This is a genomic window from Bradyrhizobium sp. 179 (genome assembly GCF_023073535.1).
Taxonomy (GTDB): domain Bacteria; phylum Pseudomonadota; class Alphaproteobacteria; order Rhizobiales; family Xanthobacteraceae; genus Bradyrhizobium.
This window is the reverse complement of the sequence record NZ_JADPJR010000113.1, coordinates 17,461-39,676: the sequence shown is the minus strand read 5'-3', so window position 1 is coordinate 39,676 and position 22,216 is coordinate 17,461. Positions and strand designations below refer to the sequence as shown.

Sequence of the window (22,216 nt, the reverse complement as noted above, 5' to 3'; positions counted from 1 at the left end):
CGATAGGATGATCGAGCAACATCGTCGTCTCCAGGTTGAATGGATGCAACCTCAGTCTGGCCTCAGACTTGGTCGCTATCCACCCCCATGGAATCTTCGCGGAGCCTGTGAACGGGTCGCGCTTTGCGCGGACCCGTTGGCTCGCACAGACGATGTGGCTGGCAGTGCGCCAGCCACAGGCTTTCGCGGGCCTACGCCCGCTGCACCCAGACCACGCGGCCTTTTTCGATTGCGAGCGCCAGCTCGCCCCGCTTCAGTTTCAGCGCGGCATCGCCGAACAGCTCGCGGCGCCAGCCACGCAAAGCCGGCACGTCGGCCTCGTCACTGGCTGCGATCTCTTCGAGATCGTCGACCGTGGCAATCACCTTGCTGGCGACGGCATGGCGCTCCGCGGTCATGCGCAGCAGCACCTTCAACAATTCGACGATGGCCGCGCCATTGGAATTGTTGCGCGGCTTCTCCAGCTTCGGCAGCGTCGAGAAATCCCGCGCCAGTCCGCGCTCGACGGCGGCGACGATGTCCGCGCCCCATTTGGATTTCTCAAATCCCTTCGGCACCGAGCGCAGATGGGCGAGCTTCTCAAGCGTAGTCGGCGCATGCGTTGCGATGTCGCTGACCGCTTCATCGCGCAGCACGCGGCCGCGCGGCACGTCGCGGCTCTGCGCCTCCTGCTCGCGCCAGGCCGCCACCTCCATCAGCACGGCGAGATCCTTCGGCTTGCGCACCCGGGTCTTCAGCCGCTCCCAGGCGCGCTCGGGGTGGAAGTCGTAGGTTCTGGGCGAGGTCAAAACCTCCATCTCGATGGAGACCCATTCGCTGCGGCGGCGCTTCTTCAGGTCGGCATCGAGCGCCGCGAACACGTCGCGCAAGTGGGTGACGTCGGAGACCGCGTAGTGCATCTGCTCCTTGGAGAGCGGCCGGCGTGACCAGTCGGTGAAGCGGTGGGTCTTGTCCGGGCGGTGCCCGGTGACCTTCTCGACCAGTTGGTCGTACGCAATGCTGTCGCCATAGCCGAGCACCATGGCCGCGACCTGGGTGTCGAACACCGGGTGGGGAATGATGCCGGCCTGGTGCCAGATGATTTCGATGTCCTGGCGAGCGGCGTGGAAGACCTTCAGCACGGCCTCGTTGCCCATCAGCTCGAAGAACGGCTTGAGGTCGATGCCCTCGGCCAGAGCGTCGATGACGACAGCTTCCTCGGCGCTCGCCATCTGCACCACGCACAACAGCGGGTAATAGGTGGTTTCGCGCAGGAACTCGGTATCGACAGTGATGACGGGGTGCTTGGCCAGCCGGCTGCAGGCAGCCGCAAGGTCAGCGGTGGTGGTAATCAAATCCATGAACGGCCCATGACGAGACCATCAGCCGTTCTGCCGAAAGTGCAGTGATGTCAAGGGGCTCGATGCGAATTCGAGCCTTGCATTTGGGCCGGAATCGCCTTTTCCGACAAAAATCCTATTCGTAGCGGACCCGCTGCGAGGATTTCCGGGCACACGGCAGTGCCACCACAAGCACGCACATGGCGACCAGAGCCAGTCCCAGGAACTCGAAAACCAACAGGTCCACGGTGAAAACCCCTCAGAAGCATTGCTAAACTTGTCCGGGGCGAATTGAGGGTCTGTTAATTCTCGTGGTTACCGGCCGCGGGGCGGGCCGGATGGTGGACGAGGGGTTAACGGGCGGGGCCCGTCGAAACGCATTCGGCGCCCCGCGTGACGGCGCGCCGAAGTTTGTTCGTGCGATGAGTTGCCGGCCTTACGGCAGTTTCAGCGACGTCTCAGCGTTGTACGGCTTGAGCGTCTCGTCGGCGGCTCTCTGAGCGGCGGCGAGGGCGTCCTTCGGCTGCTTCTTGCCGTTGAGGACTAGCATCACCTCGTCCTCGAGGTTCTTGCGCACCGGCACGGTCTTGTAGGTCGCAAACCACGGCTTTGCGACGTCGAGCTGTTCGACGGCGGTCCTGGCGTCCGGGTTCTTGTTCAGGAAGTCCACCATTTCGGGCGTCTTGTAGGCGGCCATATTGGGCGCGAAACAGCCGGTGGCGCGGCTCCACCAACCGCTCTTCTCGGGCGAAGTCATCCACTTGATCAGCGTCCAGGCGGCCTTCTGCTTGTCGGCTTCGAGTCCTGCCGGAATGATCAGCGATGCGCCGCCGATCGGCACGGCATTGCGGACGTTGCGAGGAATGAAGGCGACCTTGTAGCTGAACTTGGCGTTGTCGCGGACATAGGTCAGCGACCCCGTCGAGAGCATCATCATCGCGGCATTGCCGGAGATGAAGGAGGTGCTGACGGCCGGACCGGGCGTCGCGCCGGGCGCATGCACCTTGTGCTTATAAATAAGGTCGTTCCACCAGGTGAGCGCACGGAGCATCGAAGGCGTGTCGTAATAGACCTCGCCGCCGAACTCCTCGTTGTAGTAGCGCCCGCCGTTGGACATCGTGAGCGTTTCCATCATCCAGCCGCAATAATCATAGGCGCATGGGATCGCGATGCCCCAGCGCATGACCTTGTCACCCTCGCGCTTGGTGAGCTTCTTGGCCCATTCGGTAAGCTCGGCCCAGGTCTGCGGCGGCTTGTTCGGATCGAGGCCGGCCTCCTTGGCCTGATCGGCATTGATGTAGAGCAGCGGCGTCGAGTTGTGGAAAGGCACGCCGTAGACCGAGCGGTTGATCACCGCATTGCCTTGCAGCGCCGGGAAGAACTGGCCCAAGAACTTTTCCTTGGTGGTGCCGTCAGCGGCGATCAGAGGATCGAGATTGGTAAGCTCGTTCTCGATCTGCATGTCGAGCAGGAAGTTGGCCGACATGATCACGGCTGACGGCGGCTTGCCGGCCTTGATCGCGGCGCGCGTCTTGATCAGCGTGTCATCGTAGGAACCGGTGTAGACCGCGGTCGCCTTGACCTCGGGGTGGGTCTCGTTGAACTCCTTGATCAAGGTCCCCATGTCGCGGGCGAGCTTGCCGTCGACCGGGACGGGGAAGAACAAATCGATCTCGGTCGGGCCTTCGCCGGCGATGGCTGGAAAAGCGAGGGCGCCGGCCATCGTGCCTGCGATGGCAAGGCCGAGCATGAGCCTGCGGGAGAACAGCATCGGAAAATCTCCTATTTGATGCCTGAGGTGACGAAAGAGCTGATGAAGCGCTTCTGGAAGATCAGGAAGGTCACGAGCAGTGGTGCGATCACCATCAGCGTTCCCGCGGCGATGGTGCCCCAGGCCTGCGTGCCCTCGGCCGTCTTGGTGAAGACGGAGAGCCCGACCGTGAGCGGCCGCTTGTCCGGCGAGTTGATCACCATCAGCGGCCACAGGAAGTCGTTCCAGTGGCTGGTCACAGAGATGATGGCGAAGGCCGAGAAGCTCGGCAGCGACAGCGGCACGTAGATGTGGCGGATGCGCTGGAATAGGCCGGCGCCGTCGATCAGGGCGGCATCCTCCAGCTCGGTTGGAATGGCCTCGAACGCTTGCCGCATCAGGAAGGTGCCGAAGGCGGAGGCAAAGAAAGGCATCATCACGCCAGTGAGCGTGTCGTAGAGGCCGAGCTGCGCGATCAGGCTTAAATTGGGCACGATCAGCAGCACCGGCACCAGCATCAGCTGCATCAGGAACAGGTAGAAGATCAGCGTCTTGCCGGCGAAGGCGAGGCGCGCAAAAGCAAAGCCCGCCAGCGTGATCGTGACGAACTGCACCAGCAGGATCCCGGTGCAGATAATGGTGGTGTTGAGGGTGTAGCGCGGGAAGTCGCCGATCTCCCAGGCATCCCTGATGTTGTCGAGCGTCGGCTTCAGGCTCGGCATCAGTTCGGCCATCAGGTTGATGCAATCGGAAGCCGGGCGCAAGGTCGCCACGCCCATCCAGACGAACGGGATCAGCCAGACCAGTGCGAGCAGCACGGTCAGTACGAAACCGAGCTTTGGCGTAATCTCGCGGCGGGTGGCGAGCGGAGCATCCCTGAACAGACGGTCGATCAAATTCATGGGCCGCTCTCGCGGTTCGCCAGCGTCCGGAACGAAAGCGCGGTGAGGCCCATCAACGCCGCCAGCGTCAGCAGCGTCGCCGCCGATGCCTTGCCGACGTCATAATGCTCGACGGCCTGCTGATAGATGTAGAACAGCACGAGATTGGTCGAGTTGGACGGGCCACCCTGGGTCAGGACGAAGACGTGGTCGACTTGCGTCACCGCATTCAGCGTCGCGATCACGGTGACGAACAGGAAGGTGGGCTTGAGCTCGGGCAGGATGATGTAGCGCAGGCGCTGGATCGGGCCGGCGCCGTCGAGATGGGCGGCCTCCATGACGTCCTCCGGCACCGCCTGCAAGCCGCGAGGAAGAACAGCATGTAATAGCCGGCGTTCTTCCAGATCGTGATCACCATGATCGCGGATAGCGCGATGTCGGGATCGCCGAGCCAGTTCGGCAGCACCGGAAGCAGCCGACCGATGTAGTAATCGAGCAGGCCGACATTGGGCAGGAAGATGAACAGGAACAGCGCGGAGGCCGCGACCATCGGGATCAGCACCGGCAGGAACAGCGCGGCGCGCAGCGCGCTGGTCACCGCGCTGGTGCGCGCCAGCGCGAGCGCGAACAACAGCGCGAGGCCGATGCTCGGGATCGCTGTGCCGAGGGCATAAATGAGATTGTTGACGACCGCGCCGGTGAAGGCGGGGTCGGCAAGCACTGCGCTGATATTGTCGATGCCGACGAAGCGGACGGGCGCTTTCGGCGTCGTGCGCTGATAGAGCGCATCGATAAACACGCGGCCCATCGCGCCATACGTGAACAGCGCGAGGAAGACCAGCGAGGGCAGCAGCAGCAGATAGGCCGGCAGCGACGCCGTGAAGCCGGCGGTGAAACGCGTCAGGACGTGCAGGCGCGGTGCTGCCGAGGTCGCGACCGGGAGAGCCGCGGGTCCAGCGAGGCTCATGTCACCGCGCCGGGAAATTGAGCGCATAGTCGCGGTCGCCGATTCCCGCTGGCGCGGCGAAGGGGAAGCGTGGGCTTTGGTCGAGGAAGTCGTGGCTGTGCACGACCAGGTTCTCATCGTCGATCAGCACCACGCCGTAGGCCGGCGGCTCGTGGCTCGCCAGATGCGGCGCGTTGGCATTCAGCTCGAACCAGACCTGGTGGTTGGTGCCGCGCAGCGTGGAGAAGGGAGTCTTGCCGTAGCTGCCGAAGATCGGCCGGTGCACATGTCCGAAGAAGAGGTGGCGGATGCGCGAACGGTAAGGCGCTATCACCTCGGCGAATTCGGCGCTCTGCTTCAGCGCGATCTCGTCCATTGCGAGCACGCCGACCGGGAAAGGGTGGATGGTGCATGAACACGACGAATTCCTGGTCGTCGGGCGCGGCCGCGAGCGTGTTCGCCAGCCAGCCGAGGCGCTTTGCGCACATCTCGCCGGCATGGCTGGTCTCGTCCAGCGTGTCGAGGAAGACGAACAGGCCGTGCTCGGTGGTGCGTGTGCCCTGCACGAAGCCGTTGGGATCGCGCGGCGCGGCCTTCAGCGCGTCGAGGCAGATGACGCGCTTGTCATGATTGCCGACCATCGCGATGTAGGGAATCTTCAGCGCCGCCATCGCCTCGGCGAAATTGGCGTAGGATTCAAGCTCGCCCCAATGGGTGAGATCGCCGGTCACGACCGCAAACGCCGCGTCGGACTGATGGGCGTTGATGTCCGCAATCGCCGCATCCAGCCGCGCGCGCGGATCGAGGCCGTAAAGCTTCAAGCCGGGGTTCGCCAGGTGCGTGTCGGTGAGGTGGATGAATTTGAAGGGCATGGCGCGCTTTTGTGATTGGAGGACGGGCGCCTCCGACAAGACAACCCTGCAGCCCGTTAGAGCGCGTGTGTTTCAGTTTGATGACAGCGGTTCCACGAATGGGACGTGTCCACAACGCCCGCGAGTCAGGCGCCGACCAGCGCAAGGCGCAACCCATGCAATGCGTCAATCAGAGATGGTGGTGCGCGGCCGAACCGCTTCACGTCCCGCAGAACGTCTGCAGCACCCGCTGGTCTGGCAGCGGCGGATCGGCATAATCTGCATACTCCGGCTGGTCCTCGTAGGGCCTGGCCAGCACCTTCACCAATTCCTCGAACGGGGCGTAATCGTCATTGTTGACGGCGGCCTGGATCACGGCTTCGACGCGGTGGTTGCGCGGGATGAACATCGGGTTCACGGCGTGCATGGTGGCTTGCCGCTCGGCCGCGCTCTGCGGCTCGAGCGCGATGCGCTCGCGCCAGCGTCCGGCCCATTCGTCAAACGCCGCGGGCTCCATGAACTGCGCGCGCACGTCTGCGCCTGCGTCGCCTGCGGCATCGCCGAGCTTGCGGAAGGTGAGGGTGAAGTCCGCCTGGTTCTTCGCCATGGCATCGAGCAGGTCCTGGATCAGCGCCTCGTCGCCGTCGCGCTCCGTGAACAGGCCGATCTTCCTGCGCAGGCCGGCCTGATAGGCCGCACTGAACGTCTCGGCGAAGGCGCCGAGAATGTCCTGAGCTTCGGCGACCGCCTTTTCCTGCTCGTCTGAGAACAGCGGCAGCAGGCATTCGGCGAGCCGGGTCAGATTCCACAAGCCAATGCGCGGCTGGTTGGCGTAGGCGTAGCGGCCCATCTCGTCGATCGAGGAAAACACCTGCGCGGGATTGTAGGCATCCATGAAGGCGCAGGGGCCGTAGTCGATGGTCTCGCCGGAAATGGACGTGTTGTCGGTGTTCATCACGCCATGGATGAAGCCGACCAGGAGCCAGCGCGCGATGAGCTCAGCCTGCCGCGCAACGACGGCTGCGAGCAGCGCGTGATAGGGCCGCTCCGCTCGAAGCAAATCCGGGTAATGACGGGTGATGACGTGGTCGGCGAGCCGGCGGATGGCCTCGGTGTCGCGGCGGACGGCAAAGAACTGGAAGGTGCCGACGCGGATGTGGCTGGAGGCGACGCGCGTCAGCACCGCGCCGGGCAGGGCGGTCTCGCGGATCACATGCTCGCCGGTGACGACCGCGGCGAGCGAGCGCGTGGTCGGAATGCCGAGCGTGAACATCGCCTCGCTCACGATGTATTCGCGCAAGACCGGCCCGAGCGCGGCACGGCCGTCGCCGCGGCGGGAGAACGGGGTTGGGCCGCTTCCCTTGAGCTGGATGTCCCGGCGGATGCCGTCTTTGTCGATGACCTCGCCGAGCAGGATGGCGCGGCCGTCGCCGAGTTGGGGTACGAAATGCCCGAACTGGTGGCCGGCATAGGCCATAGCGATGGGATCGGCGCCCACGGGAACCGTCTTGCCGGCCAGGATTTCGGCGCCTTCCGGGGTCTCCAGCATATCCGGGTCGAGCCCGAGCTGGACCGCCAGCGGCCGGTTCAGCTTGATCAGCCGGGGCGCCGCCACTGGGGTCGGCGCGACGCGGGCGAAGAAGCTGTCCGGCAGCGCCGAATAGGAGTTCTGGAAGGGGAAATGAACCGTCATGACCTCAAGATAGGGCTGGAACGCCTGATGGCAAAGGTTGGACCCCAGATAAGCCAAAAATGGGCGCATCTGGTCCGAATCAGGCCGTTCCCTTGGTTGCCGCTTTGGGCCTCGTCGGGTAAACCCTGCCGCAACTTCGGACCGGCAGTTACAGGCCGTTCGATTCGCTTCCTCCGACATTGAATTTGGGACGACCATGCATCGCTACCGGTCACATACATGCGGCGCGCTCCGCGAGAGCAACATCGGCGAAACGGTTCGCCTCTCGGGCTGGGTCCATCGCGTTCGCGACCATGGCGGCGTGCTGTTCATCGATCTGCGCGACCATTACGGTCTGACCCAGTGTGTGGTCGACCCGGACTCGCCGGCATTCTCGCTGGCCGAGAAGCTGCGTTCGGAATTTGTGGTGCGGATGGACGGCAAGGCCCGCCGGCGCCCCGAAGGTACCGACAATGACGATCTGCCGACCGGCAAGATCGAAGTTTACGTCAGCGAGATCGAGGTGCTGGGTCCGGCCGGCGACTTGCCGCTGCCGGTGTTCGGCGACCAGGAATATCCTGAAGACATCCGCCTGAAGTACCGCTTCCTCGATCTGCGCCGCGAGAAGCTGCACCAGAACATCATGACGCGCGTGTCGATCATTGACTCCATGCGACGTCGCATGAAGGAGCAGGGCTTCTTCGAATTCAACACCCCGATCCTGACCGCATCCTCGCCGGAAGGCGCGCGCGACTTCCTGGTGCCCTCGCGCATTCATCCGGGAAAATTCTACGCGCTGCCGCAGGCGCCGCAGCAGTACAAGCAGCTGCTGATGATGAGCGGCTTCGACCGTTACTTCCAGATTGCGCCCTGCTTCCGCGATGAGGACCCGCGTGCCGACCGTCTGCCCGGCGAGTTCTACCAGCTCGACGTCGAGATGAGCTTCGTCACGCAGGACGACGTGTTCGCTGCGATGGAGCCGGTCATCACCGGCGTGTTCGAGGAATTTGCCAAGGGCAAGCCGGTGACCAAGGGCTGGCGCAGGATTCCGTTCGCCGAAGCCTTGCGCAAATACGGCAGCGACAAGCCGGACCTGCGCAACCCCATCGAGATGCAGGACGTCTCCGAACATTTCCGCGGCTCCGGCTTCAAGGTCTTTGCGCGCATGCTCGAGGACCGCAAGAGCCAGGTCTGGGCGATCCCGGCGCCGGGCGGCGGCAGCCGCGCGTTTTGCGATCGCATGAATTCCTGGGCGCAAGGCGAAGGCCAGCCCGGCCTCGGCTACATCATGTGGCGTGAGGGCGGCGAGGGCGCCGGTCCTCTCGCGAACAACATCGGTCCCGAACGCACCGCCGCGATCCGCGCGCAGCTCGGCGTGAAGGAAGGCGATGCCGCCTTCTTCGTCGCCGGTGATCCCGACAAGTTCTGGAAGTTTTCGGGTCTTGCCCGCAACAAGGTTGGCGAGGAGTTGAACCTCACGGACAAGGAGCGGTTCGAGCTCGCCTGGATCGTCGACTTCCCGATGTACGAGTACAACGAGGACGACAAGAAGGTCGACTTCTCGCACAACCCGTTCTCGATGCCGCAGGGCGGCCTCGACGCGCTGAAGGACCAGGACCCGCTGACCATCAAGGCGTTCCAGTACGACATCACCTGCAACGGCTACGAGATCGCCTCGGGCGGCATCCGCAACCACGTGCCGGAAGCAATGGTGAAGGCGTTCGAGATCGCCGGCTACGGCGAGCAGGAAGTCGTCGACCGCTTCGGCGGCATGTACCGGGCCTTCCAGTACGGCGCGCCCCCGCATGGCGGCATGGCCGCGGGCGTCGACCGCATCGTGATGCTGCTCTGTGGCACCACGAATTTGCGCGAGATCTCGCTGTTCCCGATGAACCAGCAGGCCATGGACCTCCTGATGGGCGCGCCGTCGGAGGCCACCACCAAGCAGCTGCGCGAGCTGCACATCCGGGTAAACCTGCCGCAGAAGTGAGTCGATCGACGTCTACAACTTCGGGTGCCCGGGCTTGTCCCGGGCATCCGCGTGTTGGAGCCTTGTCTTGGAGCCTTGCATAGAGAACGCCGATGGCGGCGTAGCCGGCGATTCGTCGGGCGAAAGAGTAAGGTTGCAATCGGATGTTGCCACTGAGGCGCCGGCCGTGCTTCATCCGGTTTCCACGACCCGGAATACCGCCCGAGGCGGCCGGTCGGGACAATTTGGTTTGAGGCCGGTAACGCGAGGCGAGACACCGCATGTCGTCCTATTCTGATGATCTCCACCAGGCGGCGCTCGCCTATCACCGTCTGCCGCGGCCCGGAAAGCTCGAGATCCAGGCGAGCAAGCCGCTTGCCAACCAGCGCGATCTCGCGCTGGCCTATTCTCCGGGCGTCGCCGCCGCCTGCACCGAAATCGCCAAGAATCCCGCCGAGGCCGCCTCGCTCACCACCCGCGCCAATTTGGTCGCCGTGGTCTCGAACGGCACCGCCGTGCTCGGCCTCGGCAATATCGGCCCCCTGGCCTCCAAGCCGGTGATGGAGGGCAAGGCGGTCCTGTTCAAGAAATTCGCCGGCATCGACGTGTTCGACATCGAGATCGCCGCCGATACCATCGACCGCGTGGTCGAGACCGTGGCGGCGCTCGAGCCAACCTTCGGCGGCATCAATCTGGAAGACATCCGCGGACCGGAATGCTTCGAGATCGAAACGCGCTTGAAGGAGCGCATGAAGATCCCGGTCTTCCACGACGACCAGCACGGCACCGCCATCATCGTCGCTGCCGCCATCACCAACGGCCTCAGGTTGAACGGCAAGAAACTGTCCGACGTCAAGATCGTGGCCTCGGGAGCAGGGGCCGCGGCAATCGCGACGCTGAATCTCCTGGTGTCGATGGGCGCGCAGCGCAAGAACATCTGGGTCTGCGACATCGACGGCCTGGTGCACGAGGGCCGCAACACCTCGATGGACCGCTGGAAGGCCGTCTATGCGCAGAAGACCGACAAGCGAACGCTTGCCGACGTCATCGGCGGCGCGGACATCTTCATCGGCCTGTCCGCGCCCGGCGTGCTCAAGCCGGAGATGGCCGAGGCGATGGCCAACAAGCCGTTGATCATGGCGCTCGCCAATCCCGTGCCGGAGATCATGCCGGAGGAGGCGCGCAAGGTGCGCCCTGACGCCATGATTTGCACCGGCCGCTCCGATTATCCGAACCAGGTCAACAACGTCCTGTGCTTTCCCTTCATCTTCCGTGGCGCGCTCGACGTCGGTGCCAGCGCCATCAACGAGGAGATGAAGCACGCGGCCGTCGAGGCGATTGCGCAGCTCGCGCGCGAGGCGCCGTCGGATGCAGTCGCGCAGGGTTTTGACACCGGCGAGACGCAGGGTTTTGGCCCGGGCTCGCTGATCCCGAGCCCGTTCGATCCGCGGTTGATCTTGCGCATCGCGCCGGCGGTGGCGAAGGCGGCGATGCAATCGGGCGTCGCAACGCGGCCCATCACCAATTTCGATGAATACACCGCGCTGCTCGAGCGCTTCGCCTTCCGCTCCGGCCTCGTCATGAAGCCGATGTTCGCCAAGGCCAAGACTCAGCCGGTGCGCGTGATCTACGCCGAAGGCGAGGACGAGCGTGTGCTGCGCGCCACCCAGGTGGTGCTGGAGGAGAAGCTGGCGCGGCCGATCCTGGTCGGCCGCCCCTCGGTGGTGGAGGCGCGCATCAAGCGGTTCGGCCTGTTGATCAAGGCCGGCAAGGATTTCGACCTCATCAATCCCGAGGACGATCCGCGCTACCGTTCCTATGTGCAGTCTTATGTCGAGGTCGCAGGCCGCCGCGGTGTGACACCCGACGCGGCGCGCACGGTGGTGCGCACCAACAACACGGTGATCGCGGCACTTGCGGTGGTGCGCGGGGAGGCCGACGCCATGCTCTGCGGCGTCGAAGGTCGCTATATGAGTCATCTGCGCCATGTCCGCGAGATCATCGGCTTCTCAGCCGGCGTCAGCGACTACGCCGCGCTGGCACTGCTGATCACCAGCAAGGGCGCATTTTTCATCGCGGATACGCAGGTGCGCCCAAATCCGAGCGCGGAAGAGCTTGCCGAGATCGCTTCGCTCGCGGCGGTCCACGTACAGCGTTTCAACATCAAGCCGAAGATCGCCTTCGTCTCGCATTCGGATTTCGGCAGTTACGATACCGATTCCTCGCGCAAGATGCGCCGGGCGACCCAGCTTCTCAAGGAGAAGCATCCCGAGATCGAGGCCGATGGGGAGATGCAGGGCGACACCGCGCTTTCAGCGGCTGCGCGGAAAATGGTACTTCCGCACTCCAAGCTCGAGGGCGAGGCTAACATCCTGATCATGCCAAGCCTGGATACCGCCAACGTCGCCTACCAGATGATCAAGTCGCTGGCGGACGCGCTCCCGGTCGGCCCGATCCTGATCGGCCCGGCACGGCCGGCGCATATCCTCACGCCGTCGGTGACCGCACGTGGCATCCTCAACATGACCGCGGTCGCGGTGGTGGAAGCGCAGGAGCGCGCGGCGAGGCAGCAGCCAACGTTGTTTACGTAAGGGTCGATCTGCGCGAAAGATGCACATCCTTCTCCGACAGGGGAGGAGGGGCACCGGTCGCGCGGCTTATTTGAATTCGTCGCGGTTCTCCATTTCCCTGTTTGAAAACCTCAAGCGGACTCTTCATAATCCCTCGCGCATCCCGTGCTTAGCGCTCTTGCCAAGAGGCCGATCATGCCAGCGTTCGTGACTTTCGGGCGGATCCTGTTCGCCGTACTGTTCATCTACACGGGCGCGTCCAAGCTGTTCGCCATCCAGGCGACGGCGGACTTCATCGCCACCAAGATCATGGTGCCCGATATGATTGCGCCTTACGCCAAGCAGGTCGAGACCGCGACCGCCATGACCACGCCGCAACTTTTGGCGATCGCGGTCGGAGGACTTGAGGTCATCGCCGGGCTGATGATTGCGCTGAATTTTGGCGCGCGATTCTTCGCGATGCTGCTGATCATCTACATCGCGGTTGCGACCGTGCTGTTCGATGACTTCTGGAACCAGGCGCCGCCCGACAACGCCAAGGTGGTGATCGACGCGCTGAAGAACCTGTCGATCATCGGCGCACTGTGCATGATCATCGGCTACGGCCGAACCACACGTCCGGCCGAAGCGGCCTACGGGGACGTGTAGGGCAGGGTATGACCGCCGCTCCGCGCGGTGCTGTAGGGTGGATTATGCTGACGCCAACCCGCACCCTAAAAGCGTGATGAGATTGGGATGAATCATCACCGCGCTTTAGCTTGTCGTTTAAGCATGATCTTTTCGGAAAACCGCTTCGCACTTTTCCAGACTATGTCCTAACGCGCCCCAAGGATGCGCTGCCAGAGCGTGCCACCCAGCACCTTCCAGCCAAGATAGAAGTACAGGGTGATCAGGGCAAACAGCACAAGAGCGGATGCGCCGTGCAGGCTGAAACCGTCCGTCGTCGTTTCGCCAGTGGCGGCCCCGATGGAGTAGCCGCCGACGAAGAACACCGTCAGGAAGTCGAGAAAGCCGGCGAGGCCACGGCGCCAAAAGGATTTGGACGTCGATGGAGTATCGCTCGTCGACATCGAAGCAGCCTCCTCTTGGCAGCCGCGCCGGATCGCCGCTTAGGATTTCCCGTCTCGGCTTCTTGTCAGGGGTTTCTTGTCAGTGTTTCTTGTCAGTGTTTCTTGTCGGTGTTTCTTGGCATCGACGTCGATGCCGATGACCTTCCAGGCATTGTCGTTCTGGGCAAAACGCAGCTTGTACTTGACCCGGACCTCGTCGTTCTTGAACTCGCCGGCGAGGACGAGCGCACCTTCCGAATCGAGCTTGGCCTTCTGCTGTGATTCGTAGTCGTCGGTGACGATCCCCTCGAAGAACAGCTTCTTGCTGCGGAAGGATTCGAACGCGGCCCCCAGTTTCTCGGCCGTCATTTGTTCCTGGAACTGCCTCGAGCCCTTGGCAAGCAGGACCGAGTAGTTGCCAGTGATGTTGGCATCGTTGAAGGTCATCAGCGTCGTGCGGACCAGCACGTCCTGCTCGTCGTCGGTCGGCAGATCGATCGCGTAGGCCGATGACGGCGACATCACTGACAGAAAGGTCAGCGACACCAGGAGCGCGATGGCGCCGAGAAACTTCCGGCAGGAGAGGGGAGAAAAAATCGAACTCATGATCTCTTTGTCCTTAATGAAGGGCCGGGGTATCGCCAGAGAGCGGAATGAAGTCGCCATATGCGATCTGCATAACAGAGAAGTTCTAATTTTTCGCTCGTGTGGGAAGGAGCTTTGGCCTCGCCGGTTCACGCCGCATTAAACAGGCTCGGGATGAGGAACGTCGTAACTCCGCCGCACCGTCGCCATTCGGCGCTGCTCTCTCAGACTCCAACACTCGCGCACGCGAATCTGCCGCGCAAGCCGATTTCCGGATTGTTGAAACTCTTGGCACATTGAGCCATCGCCAGAGACGCAGGAGCGGGCGCGATGACGGGCACGGGCCGCGGCGATTGTTGTTCCCTGAGGGCAGGCCTGGCTCACAGCGGCGATGCGCACCTTGATCTTGAGCTATCCCCGCCGCCACGGCGTGACGGTGACATCATGTGCCGCATCGAGCAGATACGGCGCGCTGGGCTTCATTCCGTGCGAGGCGAGCACCTCGTGCGGCGTCCGCTGGGGCACGCTGCTAAAACAGCCTTCGCCGCCGGGCAGTCGGACATGCGGCGCTTCCGACAGCCAGAACGTGTCGTAGCGGTCCATGAACATGTCGAACACCATCGGGCCGCCGATGATCGCGACCGTGCCGGAAGCGACGTCGGCGAAGGCGCAAGCTTCCGCGAAGCTGGCGTGACCAGGATTCCACAATGTCGCGTTCGGCATTTCAGGATCGGCGGTTAGTGCCCTGATCTTGCGGGTCAGGATCAGTCGCTTGCGCTTGGGCGAGTTCGGCTGGTGCTCGTGCGAGTTGCGGCCGTGCACGATCAGCGCCGCGCGATCGAGCGCCTGCTCGAAGAACAGCTTGTCGCCCTCGAACTTCAGGCTGTCCGGCATCACATGCGCGGCGTCGGCGAGCATGCCGTCCGCGGAGACGATGACGTAGCCTTCAAACCGGAAAGACAATTGCCGTCTATTCGGAAACGGTCGTCACCACGGAATTGACCGGGCGCTGGCTCACCGTCGGCAGCTTGACGTCCTTGAGCAGCTCCTGGTCATATTCGGGCAGCGTCGAGGCCGGGAATTTTGCGCGCATCGCCACAACCTTGTAGCCGCCGGCTTTCAGGCGCTTGAGCAGCTCGGGCAAAGCTTCGGCGGTGTGCTTCTGGAAGTCGTGCATCAGGATGATGCCCTTGCCCTTGGTGTCGAGCTTTTTCATCACGGTCTCGACCACCTTCTCAGGCTTGGAGGCTTTGAAGTCGAACGAATCGATGTCGCAGGAGAAAATTCCGATGTTGCGGTTGCCGAGATAGGTGACCATCTCCGGCGGATGCTGGAGCGCAGGGAAGCGGAAGAAAGGCGAAGGCGAGATGCCGCCGAGCGCCCATTTCACCGCGGAGAGGCCCTTCTCGATCTCTTCCTTGCGCTGCGCTTCGTTGAGCTTCTTGTTGTTGAGGTTGGCATGCGACCAGGTGTGGCTGCCCACGGTATGGCCGGCCGCATAGACCTGCTTCAGGATCTCCGGCTCGTAGGTCGCGTGCTTGCCGATGGAGAAGAAGATGCCGGTGGTGCACTCGTCGGCGAGTGCCTTCAGCACGGCGGGCGTGTTCTTGGGCCAGGGGCCGTCGTCGAAGGTCAGCACCACCTCGTGGTCGCGCAGGAAGTCGAGCTCCTTGAAATGCTCGAAGCCGAAGCCGGGGCCGCCGGTGGTGTCGATCTCGACGGTGCGGGCGACACCGAGCGCGCCCGGCGTGCTGCAGGCTGCACGCGGCGGCTGCGGCGCCTGTTTCGGTGGCGGCGGGTTAACGAAGCCCGCTGGCGCGGCAGCTACTGCGGGAGCGGGTGCCGGCGCAGCCGCCGGCGCGGAAGCGGCCGGTATCGCCGGTGCTGCTTGGGTGGTGGCCGCCGGTTTTGCGGCGGTCTGCGACCACGCCGCGCCGGTCATGCCTAGAGACATCGCGTTTGCCAAAATCAGTCCTGCCGCCACACGCATGGTGTTGTCCTCGAGATTGATCCCGTTGTTCCGCCGCGCCTTTTCCGCGGCAAAACCGTCCCGCCCCAAACGATCCTAGCCTAGAGGGTGGGCCCTCGCCATTGCAACGGCTGTTTGATGCCCCGCCACAATTGTGCCCAACGGGATGGGGCGCAACTGGCATCAAGTGTCGGCCAGCGCCTTGGCAATGGCCATTTTGACCCGCGTATCGGTCGGCGCGACGGCGGACGCAAAGACCTCGGCGATATAGCCGTCACGGCCGGTCAGATATTTGTGGAAGTTCCACTTCGGAACTTCTCGCGGCCGCGCGTCGGCGGCCCATTTGTAGAAGGGGTGCGCTTTCGATCCGATCACGACGGACTTGGCTGTGATCGGGAAGGAAACGCCGTATTGGTGGTGGGCCGTCTCGGAGATTTCGCTGGCGCCGCCGGGCTCCTGGCCACCGAAATCGTTGGAGGGCACGCCGATCACGGTGAGCCCGCGCTCGCGAAACTCGTCCCAGAGCTCCTGAAGGCCTGCATATTGCGGGGTATAGCCGCAGAGCGAAGCGGTGTTCACCACCAGCAGCGGCTTGCCGGTGTACGCGGCAAGGCGGATGTTCTCGCCGGACAATGCGGGGAAGGAGAAGGCATAGGCCGAGATCCGGCTCATGCCGCCGTCGGCAAACGCGCGCGTCATTGGCACGAGTGCGCCTGCAAGCGCGCCGAGCATGGTCCTGCGGTTCATCATGACGCCGTCCCCCGAAATGATCAGGGGTGCATGTTACTCCGCCGCTGCAATCTCACTCGTCAACACCCGTGTTATCGGTCGCGGCGAAGCACTAGACGTTTGACGCGTTTGCTTTGCGCGAAGCGGTCTCCACTTCGCTCAAAACGCTCTCGCTAATGAAAGCGCTAGTAAAGGCGGACGATGAAGTCGGTGCCTTCGCCGGTCTCGCCCTGGTTGATGCCCTGGTCGGAGACGATGATCGAGCCACCTGATGTCAGCATCTCGTTGATCTTCGCCATGGTGTCGGCCGGAATTGAGATGCGGTCGAGGGCCTCAGTCGGGCTGTCCGGCGTGACCACCGGCCTTGCGGCAACGGGGATCACGGCAGCGCCACGCTGGCGGCGTGACACGCGTCCGTCGTCATCGCGCGCAGCGGCGCGGACGGAGATCGGCAGCGACACCACCGACCAATGCAGCGCGTTGGAATCGGTCTTATCGACTTCGGCTGTGAAGACGTGCGTGCCGAGCGGCCGGTCGCTCGGGGCGATCACGACGGGCACCTCGAACAACGGCGCGAAGTTCTGTCGCACGTAGAGCTTGGAATCCTTGCGGCTGATAAAAACGGCGATCTGGCCGGCCCGCCGCGGCGCATCCGGCTTCGCCGCAGGTGCCGGATCGGCAACGCGGGTCTCGTCCTTGTCCGCGTCCGCCGAGGTGGCGAGTGCCGGAGCATCAGGCTTCTTCCGGGAATCGGCAGCTTCGGTCTTGGCAGCGCCGAGCTTGTCGTCGCTCACTGTCGAAGCCTTGGGCGCTTCTGCGGCCTCAATGGGCTTTGCGTCCATGTTCGCGGGCTTGGCGGTTTCTTCGGACTGCGGCTTGGCCGCGTCAGATGCCTCGGCGGTCTTGGTCGTGATCTTGTCGGCCGGCGCAGCCGCTTCCTCGCGGGCGGGCGCATTGCCGGTAGTCACATCCGACATCACGGTGTGGCCGACGGACGCGCGCAGCTCGAGCACGCTGTCTGCACTCGCGGTCTTCGTCTCGGCCGGCCTGGCTTCGCTGACTTTGGTTTGCGCCGCGCCCTTATCGGCTTTGTCGCTGGCGTTGATCTGCGGCGCGAGGCTGGCGGCGGGTTGCGGCGCTACGCGCACCGAGGCGAGCAGCGGATGCGAAAAGCTTTGCGGCGACATCTGGCCGGGCGCGACGATCACACGCACGCCCATCCTGGTCCAGTTCCACATCTTCACCGCGAACGCCATTGGCATGCGGATGCAGCCATGCGAGGCCGGATAGCCCGGCAGCACGCCGGCATGCATGGCGACGCCAGACCAGGTGATCCGCTGCATGTACGGCATCGGGGCGCCGCTGTAGATGTTGGAATGGTGGAATTTGTGCTTCTGGATGACGCTGAACACACCCATCGGCGTCGAATGGCCCTTCATGCCCGTCGATACCGGAGATTCCGCGAACACGCCCTTGCTGTCGTAGACCGTCACCTTCTGCCGGTCGATCGAGACGACGATGACGAGCGGTCCTTGCGGCTTGGTGCCGGCTTCCTTCTCAGCGACGATCTCCTTCTTGCCCGCCGTGCCGCGCTTCGGCGGCTTCTGGCGCGGTATTTCGGGAAGCCGATCCTGTCGGGCGTAATAGGACCCATCAGAATAATCCGTCCAATAATAAAACGCTGCGTCAGCCTGGCTTGCCGTCCCGATCGCACCCGCCGCCGTCAAAATGGCGATCCGCCAAATCCGCGTTGGCTTGGCAGCAAAACCGGACCCGTTCACGCTGTTCATCCTCGAATCCACAACCCAAATCAATCGTTAGTCTCGCAAAAGGGATACGCGTTCACCCTTAAGGTGGTTCTGCCGTCAGCTACTTTTGTTCAACGCGTAGCAAAAAAGCCTCACAGAGCGGTAAACGGCGGCCGTGCCAACTGGCCGCTCGTCTTCCTGACCGGCCGCCTGATGCCTACATTGCGGGGACTTGTTACCGGAGAACTTCATGTCATCTCGTTTCGACGGTCTTTTCGGCATCCGTTTGAAGGGCCTCGCTTTATTCCTCCTGGCTCTGACGGTTTGCGCGGCGCCCGCCCTTGCTGCCGACGAGCCGGATCTGATCTTCCGCCGCTCGACCGTATTCAAATGGATGAGCCCGAACGACAAGCTCGCGACGTACGGCCTCGACGACCCCGAGGTCGAGGGCGTCGCCTGTCACTTCACCGTGCCGGAGAAGGGCGGCTTCAAGGGCTGGCTCGGCCTTGCCGAGGAGGTCTCGGACATCTCGCTGGCCTGTCGCCAGGTCGGCCCGATCAAGTTCAAGAACAAGATGGAGCAGGGCGACGACATGTTCCGCCAGCGCCGCTCGCTATTCTTCAAGAAGATGCAGATCGTGCGCGGCTGTGACGCCAAGCGCAACGTGCTGGTCTACATGGTCTATTCGGACAAACTAATCGAGGGTTCACCGAAGAACTCGACCTCGACCGTGCCGATCATGCCGTGGGGACCAGCGGACGCAAGCGTCCAGAAGTGCGGTGAGTTCTTCACTCACTGACGACTGCGAGGTCTGGGCCATGGCGCGACCCACCTGAAAAGATTGGGATTTTCCGGCGAATGTTTCGTCGTGCCGGACACGACGAAACAATTCTCACGAAAGATGAAACCATTTTCCGCTTTTGGCGCATCACGCACGAAACCACCCATGGTTATCAGCTTCACAACGACGGCACCGGCGGCCACCGATTCGGAGACAAGACCATGCGCGCGCTCAGCTTCTTGCCTTCGGCTTCGTGCTTGCCGGTTCCTCGTTCGCGGGCTCGCCGGATGGCAGTGTTCCCGGTGTCGGCACCTTCCAGTACACCGGTTCGTCGCTGACGATCACGGCACCGCAGCCGATCGTAGTCGCCACGCGCTTCTGATCGCCAACAAGAAAAATTGCCGGCAAAGGCCATCATGATTGCTCGTTTCTGCGCCGCAGCGTTCATGTCCGTTCTGACGCTCAGCGCCGCTGCGGCGCAGGTGCGCGCTCCCTCCAGGCTGCCGGATGCCCGTGCCGAATTCGTGCGTCAGTGTGCGCCGCGCATGCTCGGGCGCTGGGAGCACCCGGAGGAGGTCTGCGGTTGCCTGCACGACCATGCCGCTGCCGTCGTCGAGGACCGCGACTTGCGTGAGGCGCTGCTGCGCGGCATCAGCGAGACCGGCGTGCCGACGATCGAGACCGACTGGGTGCCGACGTCCAAGCAGGGCGAAATCGGCCCGACCTTCACCAAAATCGCCAAGCCGACCTTGCAGTGCATGTTCGATCCGGCGAAGTGACGTTCAGATTATTTGGTTTTCGGACCGTATCGTGGCACGCAGGTGCTGGTCCGTGAAACGCCTTTGTCGGTCATCCTCGCGCCGCGCACTTCCTTGACCTGTCCGGCGGGGCAAGTTCCGTCATCCACTTGCACGCGCTGGCCGAGCTTGAGGTCCACGATGTCCTGTTCGCGGCCGACCATTGTTGCGCGCGCCGTGGAGGCGAGCGCGAGGGACATCAGGAGCGAAAGGCAGGTCGCGCGGTGTAGCAGCATGATTGAAGTCCGGCGTCGATGCCGCAATCTAGGGAGCTGGAGGCGATTCTGATAGGCGAAGCTTCGTTACGCCTGCCGGGCTGAGCTCCTCGCGCACAAGATAGCGCGCGACTCGCGCGCCAGCCGTTCGGCAGAGGCCACCAGTTGCGGAACCGTATGCCCTGAAAATCCAAGCACGAAACCGGGCAGGGGACGCGCGAGCGAATAGGTGTCGGCCAGGAGCCAGCCTTCCGCGCCGGCGGCCCGCTTGGCCTCGGCCGCGCGCGACGGATCGACCGAGGGATCGAACCGTGCGACAAGATGCAACCCTTGCGACGGCACCGGCACCGATAGCGTCCTGTCCGATTTCGCTTCCAATGTCTCCGCCAGCGCATCACGCGCCTCGCGATAGAGCTTTCGCACCCGCTTCAGGTTCGCGGCGAAGGCGCCGGAATTGAGCATGTCGGCCACCGCGCCTTCCATCAGCGTGCCGGGAAAGCGGTCGAGCGCAGCCCGTGCAGCCGTCACGTCCGCGATCAGGCGCTCGGGCAGCGCGCAATAGCCGATGCGCAGGCCCGGAAACAAGGTCTTGGCGAAGGTGCCCAGGTAGATCACGCGCTGGAGGTGATCGATCCCGGCGAGCGACATCAGCGGCGCGCCGTCATAGCGGAACTCGCTGTCGTAATCGTCCTCCAACACGAAGGCGCCGGCCTGCTTTGCCCAGTGCAGCAGTTCGAGCCGCCGTGGCATCGACATCTGGACGCCCAGCGGAAACTGGTGCGACGGCGTGACATAGGCCGCGCGCGCAGACGGCGCCGCCGAACGACCTTTGGCGACGTGCAGCCCGTGCGCGTCGACCGGAATGGGTACGGTGCGATATCCGCAATGTCCGATCGTCCGGCGCGCGATCGGATAGCCGGGGTCCTCGCACCAGACCTGGTCGCCCGTCCTAAGGATCGCGCTCAGCACGATGCGCAGCGCATGCAGCGTGCCGGACGTGAGCATGATCTGATCGGGATCGCAGCGCAGCCCTCGCGTCGACAACAGGTGATCGGCGATTGCCGCACGCAGCTCGCGACTGCCGCGGGGATCGCCATAATGCAGATGCTCGGATCCGAATGCGCGCATGCGCCGGCCCACGAAGGCGCGGAAGCGCTGCACGGCGCGCTCGTCGATATGGGTGCAGCCGAGCGCGAACGCGCCATGCTGCGGCGCTTCGACAACCGCCTTGGGTTTGTTCGCCTCGGCTGCTCGTGCAGGGATGCGCGCGGCGACGAAGGTGCCGGAGCCGACGGTTGCCTCGGCAAAACCGTCGGCGATCAGCCGCTCATAGGCAGTGACGACGGCGTTGCGGCGCAAGCCGGTCTGCTGCGCCAGTGTCCGTGAGGGCGGCAATGGCTCGCCAGGCCTGACGAGACCGGAGACGATCGTCTCGCACAGCGCCTGGTAGAGCCGGTGCGCCGCGGAGGCCCTGGCCGTGATGTGCGGACCGGTAAGGTCGAGCGGCAGCTCGGCCTTGGCCGGCGAGGGAGAATTGGTCGGAAATTTTCGCATGGAATTGGCACTATCGCAGACCAAATCCACGGCTACAACTCTCCGAATTGTTCCAATCTCCGAGGTGTGGCCGTGAGCCAGGTTGAAAACTCAAACTCCTATCCGACATCAGCGCGCAACCAGGTGAAGCGCCGTCATGACCGCGGCTTCTACGATCACGCGACCGTTCACCGCATCCTGGATTCCTCGATGCTCTGCCACGTGTCCTATGTGATCGACGGTCAGCCCTATTGCACGCCGACCTTCTTCTGGCGCGAAGGAACGAAGCTGTACTGGCATGGGAGCAGCGCCAGCCGCATGCTGCGCAATCAGACCAGGGGCGAGCGCGTCTGCCTGACGGTAGCCCATCTCGACAGTCTCGTGCTGGCGCGCTGCGGCTTCAATCACTCCGCCGATTACCGCGCGGTGATGGCGTTCGGCACCGCCTATCTCGTCACCGACCGCGAGGAGAAGGAGCGCGCCGTGATCGCGATGGTCGACCGCTTCTTCCCGGGCCGCACCGCGGGCCTGCGTCAGAGCACCGCGCAGGAGACCAGGGCGACCTCCTTCATCGCGATGGCGATCGAGGAGGCCTCGGCCAAGATCCGTGCCAAGGGCGTGGCCGATGACGATGAGGACTACGAACTCCCGATCTATGCCGAGCGCATCCCGGTGCGCACGGTGCTCGGCGCGCCCGAGCCGTGTCCGCGTTTGCTCGACGGCGTCAGCCGGCCTGCGACGTTGAATGGCTACTTCGAAGGCCGGCTGCTCGAAGATGCATTGCGGGATGCTTATTTTGTACAGTACCCGAACGGCTGAAATCGGCTAGCTTGCGCTCCATCGATGATCTGA

Annotated in this window: 20 protein-coding genes and 2 pseudogenes; 6 read left to right on the top strand and 16 right to left on the bottom strand. The window is 63.6% G+C overall.

Features of this window, described 5'->3' with window-relative positions; all coding sequences use genetic code 11:
* Positions 1 to 191: 191 nt before the first annotated feature.
* The 7 genes and pseudogenes from rnd to IVB12_RS26765 form a co-directional block, all read right to left on the bottom strand.
* Positions 192 to 1,340: a ribonuclease D gene (rnd, locus tag IVB12_RS26795; protein WP_247303563.1), complete on the bottom strand. Its 1,149-nt coding sequence runs from the start codon at positions 1,338 to 1,340 to the stop codon at positions 192 to 194.
* 415 nt (positions 1,341 to 1,755) lie between these two features.
* The gene (locus IVB12_RS26790) at positions 1,756 to 3,090 is read right to left on the bottom strand and encodes an ABC transporter substrate-binding protein (RefSeq protein ID WP_247303561.1); all 1,335 of its coding nucleotides are present in this window, start codon (positions 3,088 to 3,090) and stop codon (positions 1,756 to 1,758) included.
* An 11-nt stretch (positions 3,091 to 3,101) separates the two neighbouring features.
* Entirely contained in the window at positions 3,102 to 3,971 is an 870-nt protein-coding gene (locus tag IVB12_RS26785) for a carbohydrate ABC transporter permease (RefSeq protein WP_247303559.1), read from the bottom strand.
* A pseudogene (locus IVB12_RS26780) lies at positions 3,968 to 4,917 on the bottom strand (sugar ABC transporter permease). The gene IVB12_RS26785 and the pseudogene IVB12_RS26780 overlap by 4 nt, the downstream one beginning before the upstream one ends.
* 1 nt (position 4,918) lies before the next feature.
* A complete protein-coding gene (locus IVB12_RS26775) occupies positions 4,919 to 5,272 on the bottom strand; it encodes a hypothetical protein (protein WP_247303570.1) in 354 nt (117 codons plus the stop codon).
* A 49-nt stretch (positions 5,273 to 5,321) separates the two neighbouring features.
* A pseudogene (locus IVB12_RS26770) lies at positions 5,322 to 5,768 on the bottom strand (metallophosphoesterase); the annotation flags it as partial.
* 199 nt (positions 5,769 to 5,967) lie between these two features.
* Positions 5,968 to 7,440 (bottom strand): protein adenylyltransferase SelO, encoded by a 1,473-nt coding sequence (locus IVB12_RS26765; protein ID WP_247303567.1) that lies wholly within the window; start codon positions 7,438 to 7,440, stop codon positions 5,968 to 5,970.
* Between the two features lie 196 nt (positions 7,441 to 7,636).
* On the opposite strand from IVB12_RS26765, the gene aspS reads away from it, so the two are divergent.
* The 3 genes from aspS to IVB12_RS26750 all read left to right on the top strand — a co-directional run bounded on the left by aspS (position 7,637) and on the right by IVB12_RS26750 (position 12,606).
* Positions 7,637 to 9,409, top strand: coding sequence for an aspartate--tRNA ligase (gene aspS, locus IVB12_RS26760; RefSeq protein WP_247303557.1), 1,773 nt, complete (start codon positions 7,637 to 7,639; stop codon positions 9,407 to 9,409).
* A gap of 260 nt (positions 9,410 to 9,669) precedes the next feature.
* Positions 9,670 to 11,979, top strand: coding sequence for an NADP-dependent malic enzyme (locus IVB12_RS26755; RefSeq protein WP_247303556.1), 2,310 nt, complete (start codon positions 9,670 to 9,672; stop codon positions 11,977 to 11,979).
* A gap of 174 nt (positions 11,980 to 12,153) precedes the next feature.
* A complete protein-coding gene (locus IVB12_RS26750) occupies positions 12,154 to 12,606 on the top strand; it encodes a DoxX family membrane protein (protein ID WP_247281570.1) in 453 nt (150 codons plus the stop codon).
* Positions 12,607 to 12,773: 167 nt separating this feature from the next.
* Here IVB12_RS26750 and IVB12_RS26745 read toward each other — a convergent pair whose 3' ends face one another.
* From IVB12_RS26745 to IVB12_RS26720, 6 genes are all read right to left on the bottom strand, one after another.
* On the bottom strand, positions 12,774 to 13,028 hold the full coding sequence (locus IVB12_RS26745) for a hypothetical protein (RefSeq protein ID WP_247303554.1): 255 nt from the start codon (positions 13,026 to 13,028) through the stop codon (positions 12,774 to 12,776).
* A gap of 39 nt (positions 13,029 to 13,067) precedes the next feature.
* Positions 13,068 to 13,613 carry a hypothetical protein gene (locus IVB12_RS26740; protein WP_247303552.1) on the bottom strand — a complete coding sequence of 182 codons (546 nt, stop codon included), beginning with the start codon at positions 13,611 to 13,613 and terminating at the stop codon, positions 13,068 to 13,070.
* A 390-nt stretch (positions 13,614 to 14,003) separates the two neighbouring features.
* Positions 14,004 to 14,555, bottom strand: coding sequence for a dihydrofolate reductase (locus IVB12_RS26735; protein ID WP_247303550.1), 552 nt, complete (start codon positions 14,553 to 14,555; stop codon positions 14,004 to 14,006).
* A 7-nt stretch (positions 14,556 to 14,562) separates the two neighbouring features.
* On the bottom strand, positions 14,563 to 15,582 hold the full coding sequence (locus tag IVB12_RS26730; protein WP_247303548.1) for a polysaccharide deacetylase family protein: 1,020 nt from the start codon (positions 15,580 to 15,582) through the stop codon (positions 14,563 to 14,565).
* A 162-nt stretch (positions 15,583 to 15,744) separates the two neighbouring features.
* Positions 15,745 to 16,311, bottom strand: a complete 567-nt coding sequence (locus IVB12_RS26725) for a glutathione peroxidase (protein ID WP_247303546.1) — start codon at positions 16,309 to 16,311, stop codon at positions 15,745 to 15,747.
* Positions 16,312 to 16,475: 164 nt separating this feature from the next.
* Positions 16,476 to 18,080, bottom strand: coding sequence for a L,D-transpeptidase (locus IVB12_RS26720; protein WP_247303544.1), 1,605 nt, complete (start codon positions 18,078 to 18,080; stop codon positions 16,476 to 16,478).
* Positions 18,081 to 18,288: 208 nt separating this feature from the next.
* On the opposite strand from IVB12_RS26720, the gene IVB12_RS26715 reads away from it, so the two are divergent.
* Positions 18,289 to 18,837 (top strand): CreA family protein, encoded by a 549-nt coding sequence (locus IVB12_RS26715; RefSeq protein ID WP_247303542.1) that lies wholly within the window; start codon positions 18,289 to 18,291, stop codon positions 18,835 to 18,837.
* A 160-nt stretch (positions 18,838 to 18,997) separates the two neighbouring features.
* On the opposite strand, the gene IVB12_RS26710 is transcribed toward IVB12_RS26715, so the two are convergent.
* Entirely contained in the window at positions 18,998 to 19,267 is a 270-nt protein-coding gene (locus IVB12_RS26710; RefSeq protein ID WP_247303569.1) for a hypothetical protein, read from the bottom strand.
* On the opposite strand from IVB12_RS26710, the gene IVB12_RS26705 reads away from it, so the two are divergent.
* A complete protein-coding gene (locus IVB12_RS26705) occupies positions 19,236 to 19,598 on the top strand; it encodes a hypothetical protein (protein WP_247303540.1) in 363 nt (120 codons plus the stop codon). The two genes, IVB12_RS26710 and IVB12_RS26705, sit on opposite strands and share 32 nt — an antisense overlap.
* Positions 19,599 to 19,606: 8 nt before the next feature.
* Here IVB12_RS26705 and IVB12_RS26700 read toward each other — a convergent pair whose 3' ends face one another.
* Both IVB12_RS26700 and IVB12_RS26695 read right to left on the bottom strand, forming a co-directional pair.
* A complete protein-coding gene (locus IVB12_RS26700) occupies positions 19,607 to 19,852 on the bottom strand; it encodes a DUF6719 family protein (RefSeq protein WP_247281560.1) in 246 nt (81 codons plus the stop codon).
* 66 nt (positions 19,853 to 19,918) lie between these two features.
* Positions 19,919 to 21,385, bottom strand: a complete 1,467-nt coding sequence (locus IVB12_RS26695) for a PLP-dependent aminotransferase family protein (RefSeq protein ID WP_247303538.1) — start codon at positions 21,383 to 21,385, stop codon at positions 19,919 to 19,921.
* 72 nt (positions 21,386 to 21,457) lie between these two features.
* Here IVB12_RS26695 and IVB12_RS26690 point away from each other — a divergent pair, with 72 nt between their 5' ends.
* Positions 21,458 to 22,183: a pyridoxamine 5'-phosphate oxidase family protein gene (locus IVB12_RS26690; protein WP_247303536.1), complete on the top strand. Its 726-nt coding sequence runs from the start codon at positions 21,458 to 21,460 to the stop codon at positions 22,181 to 22,183.
* The last annotated feature ends 33 nt before the right edge of the window (positions 22,184 to 22,216 follow it).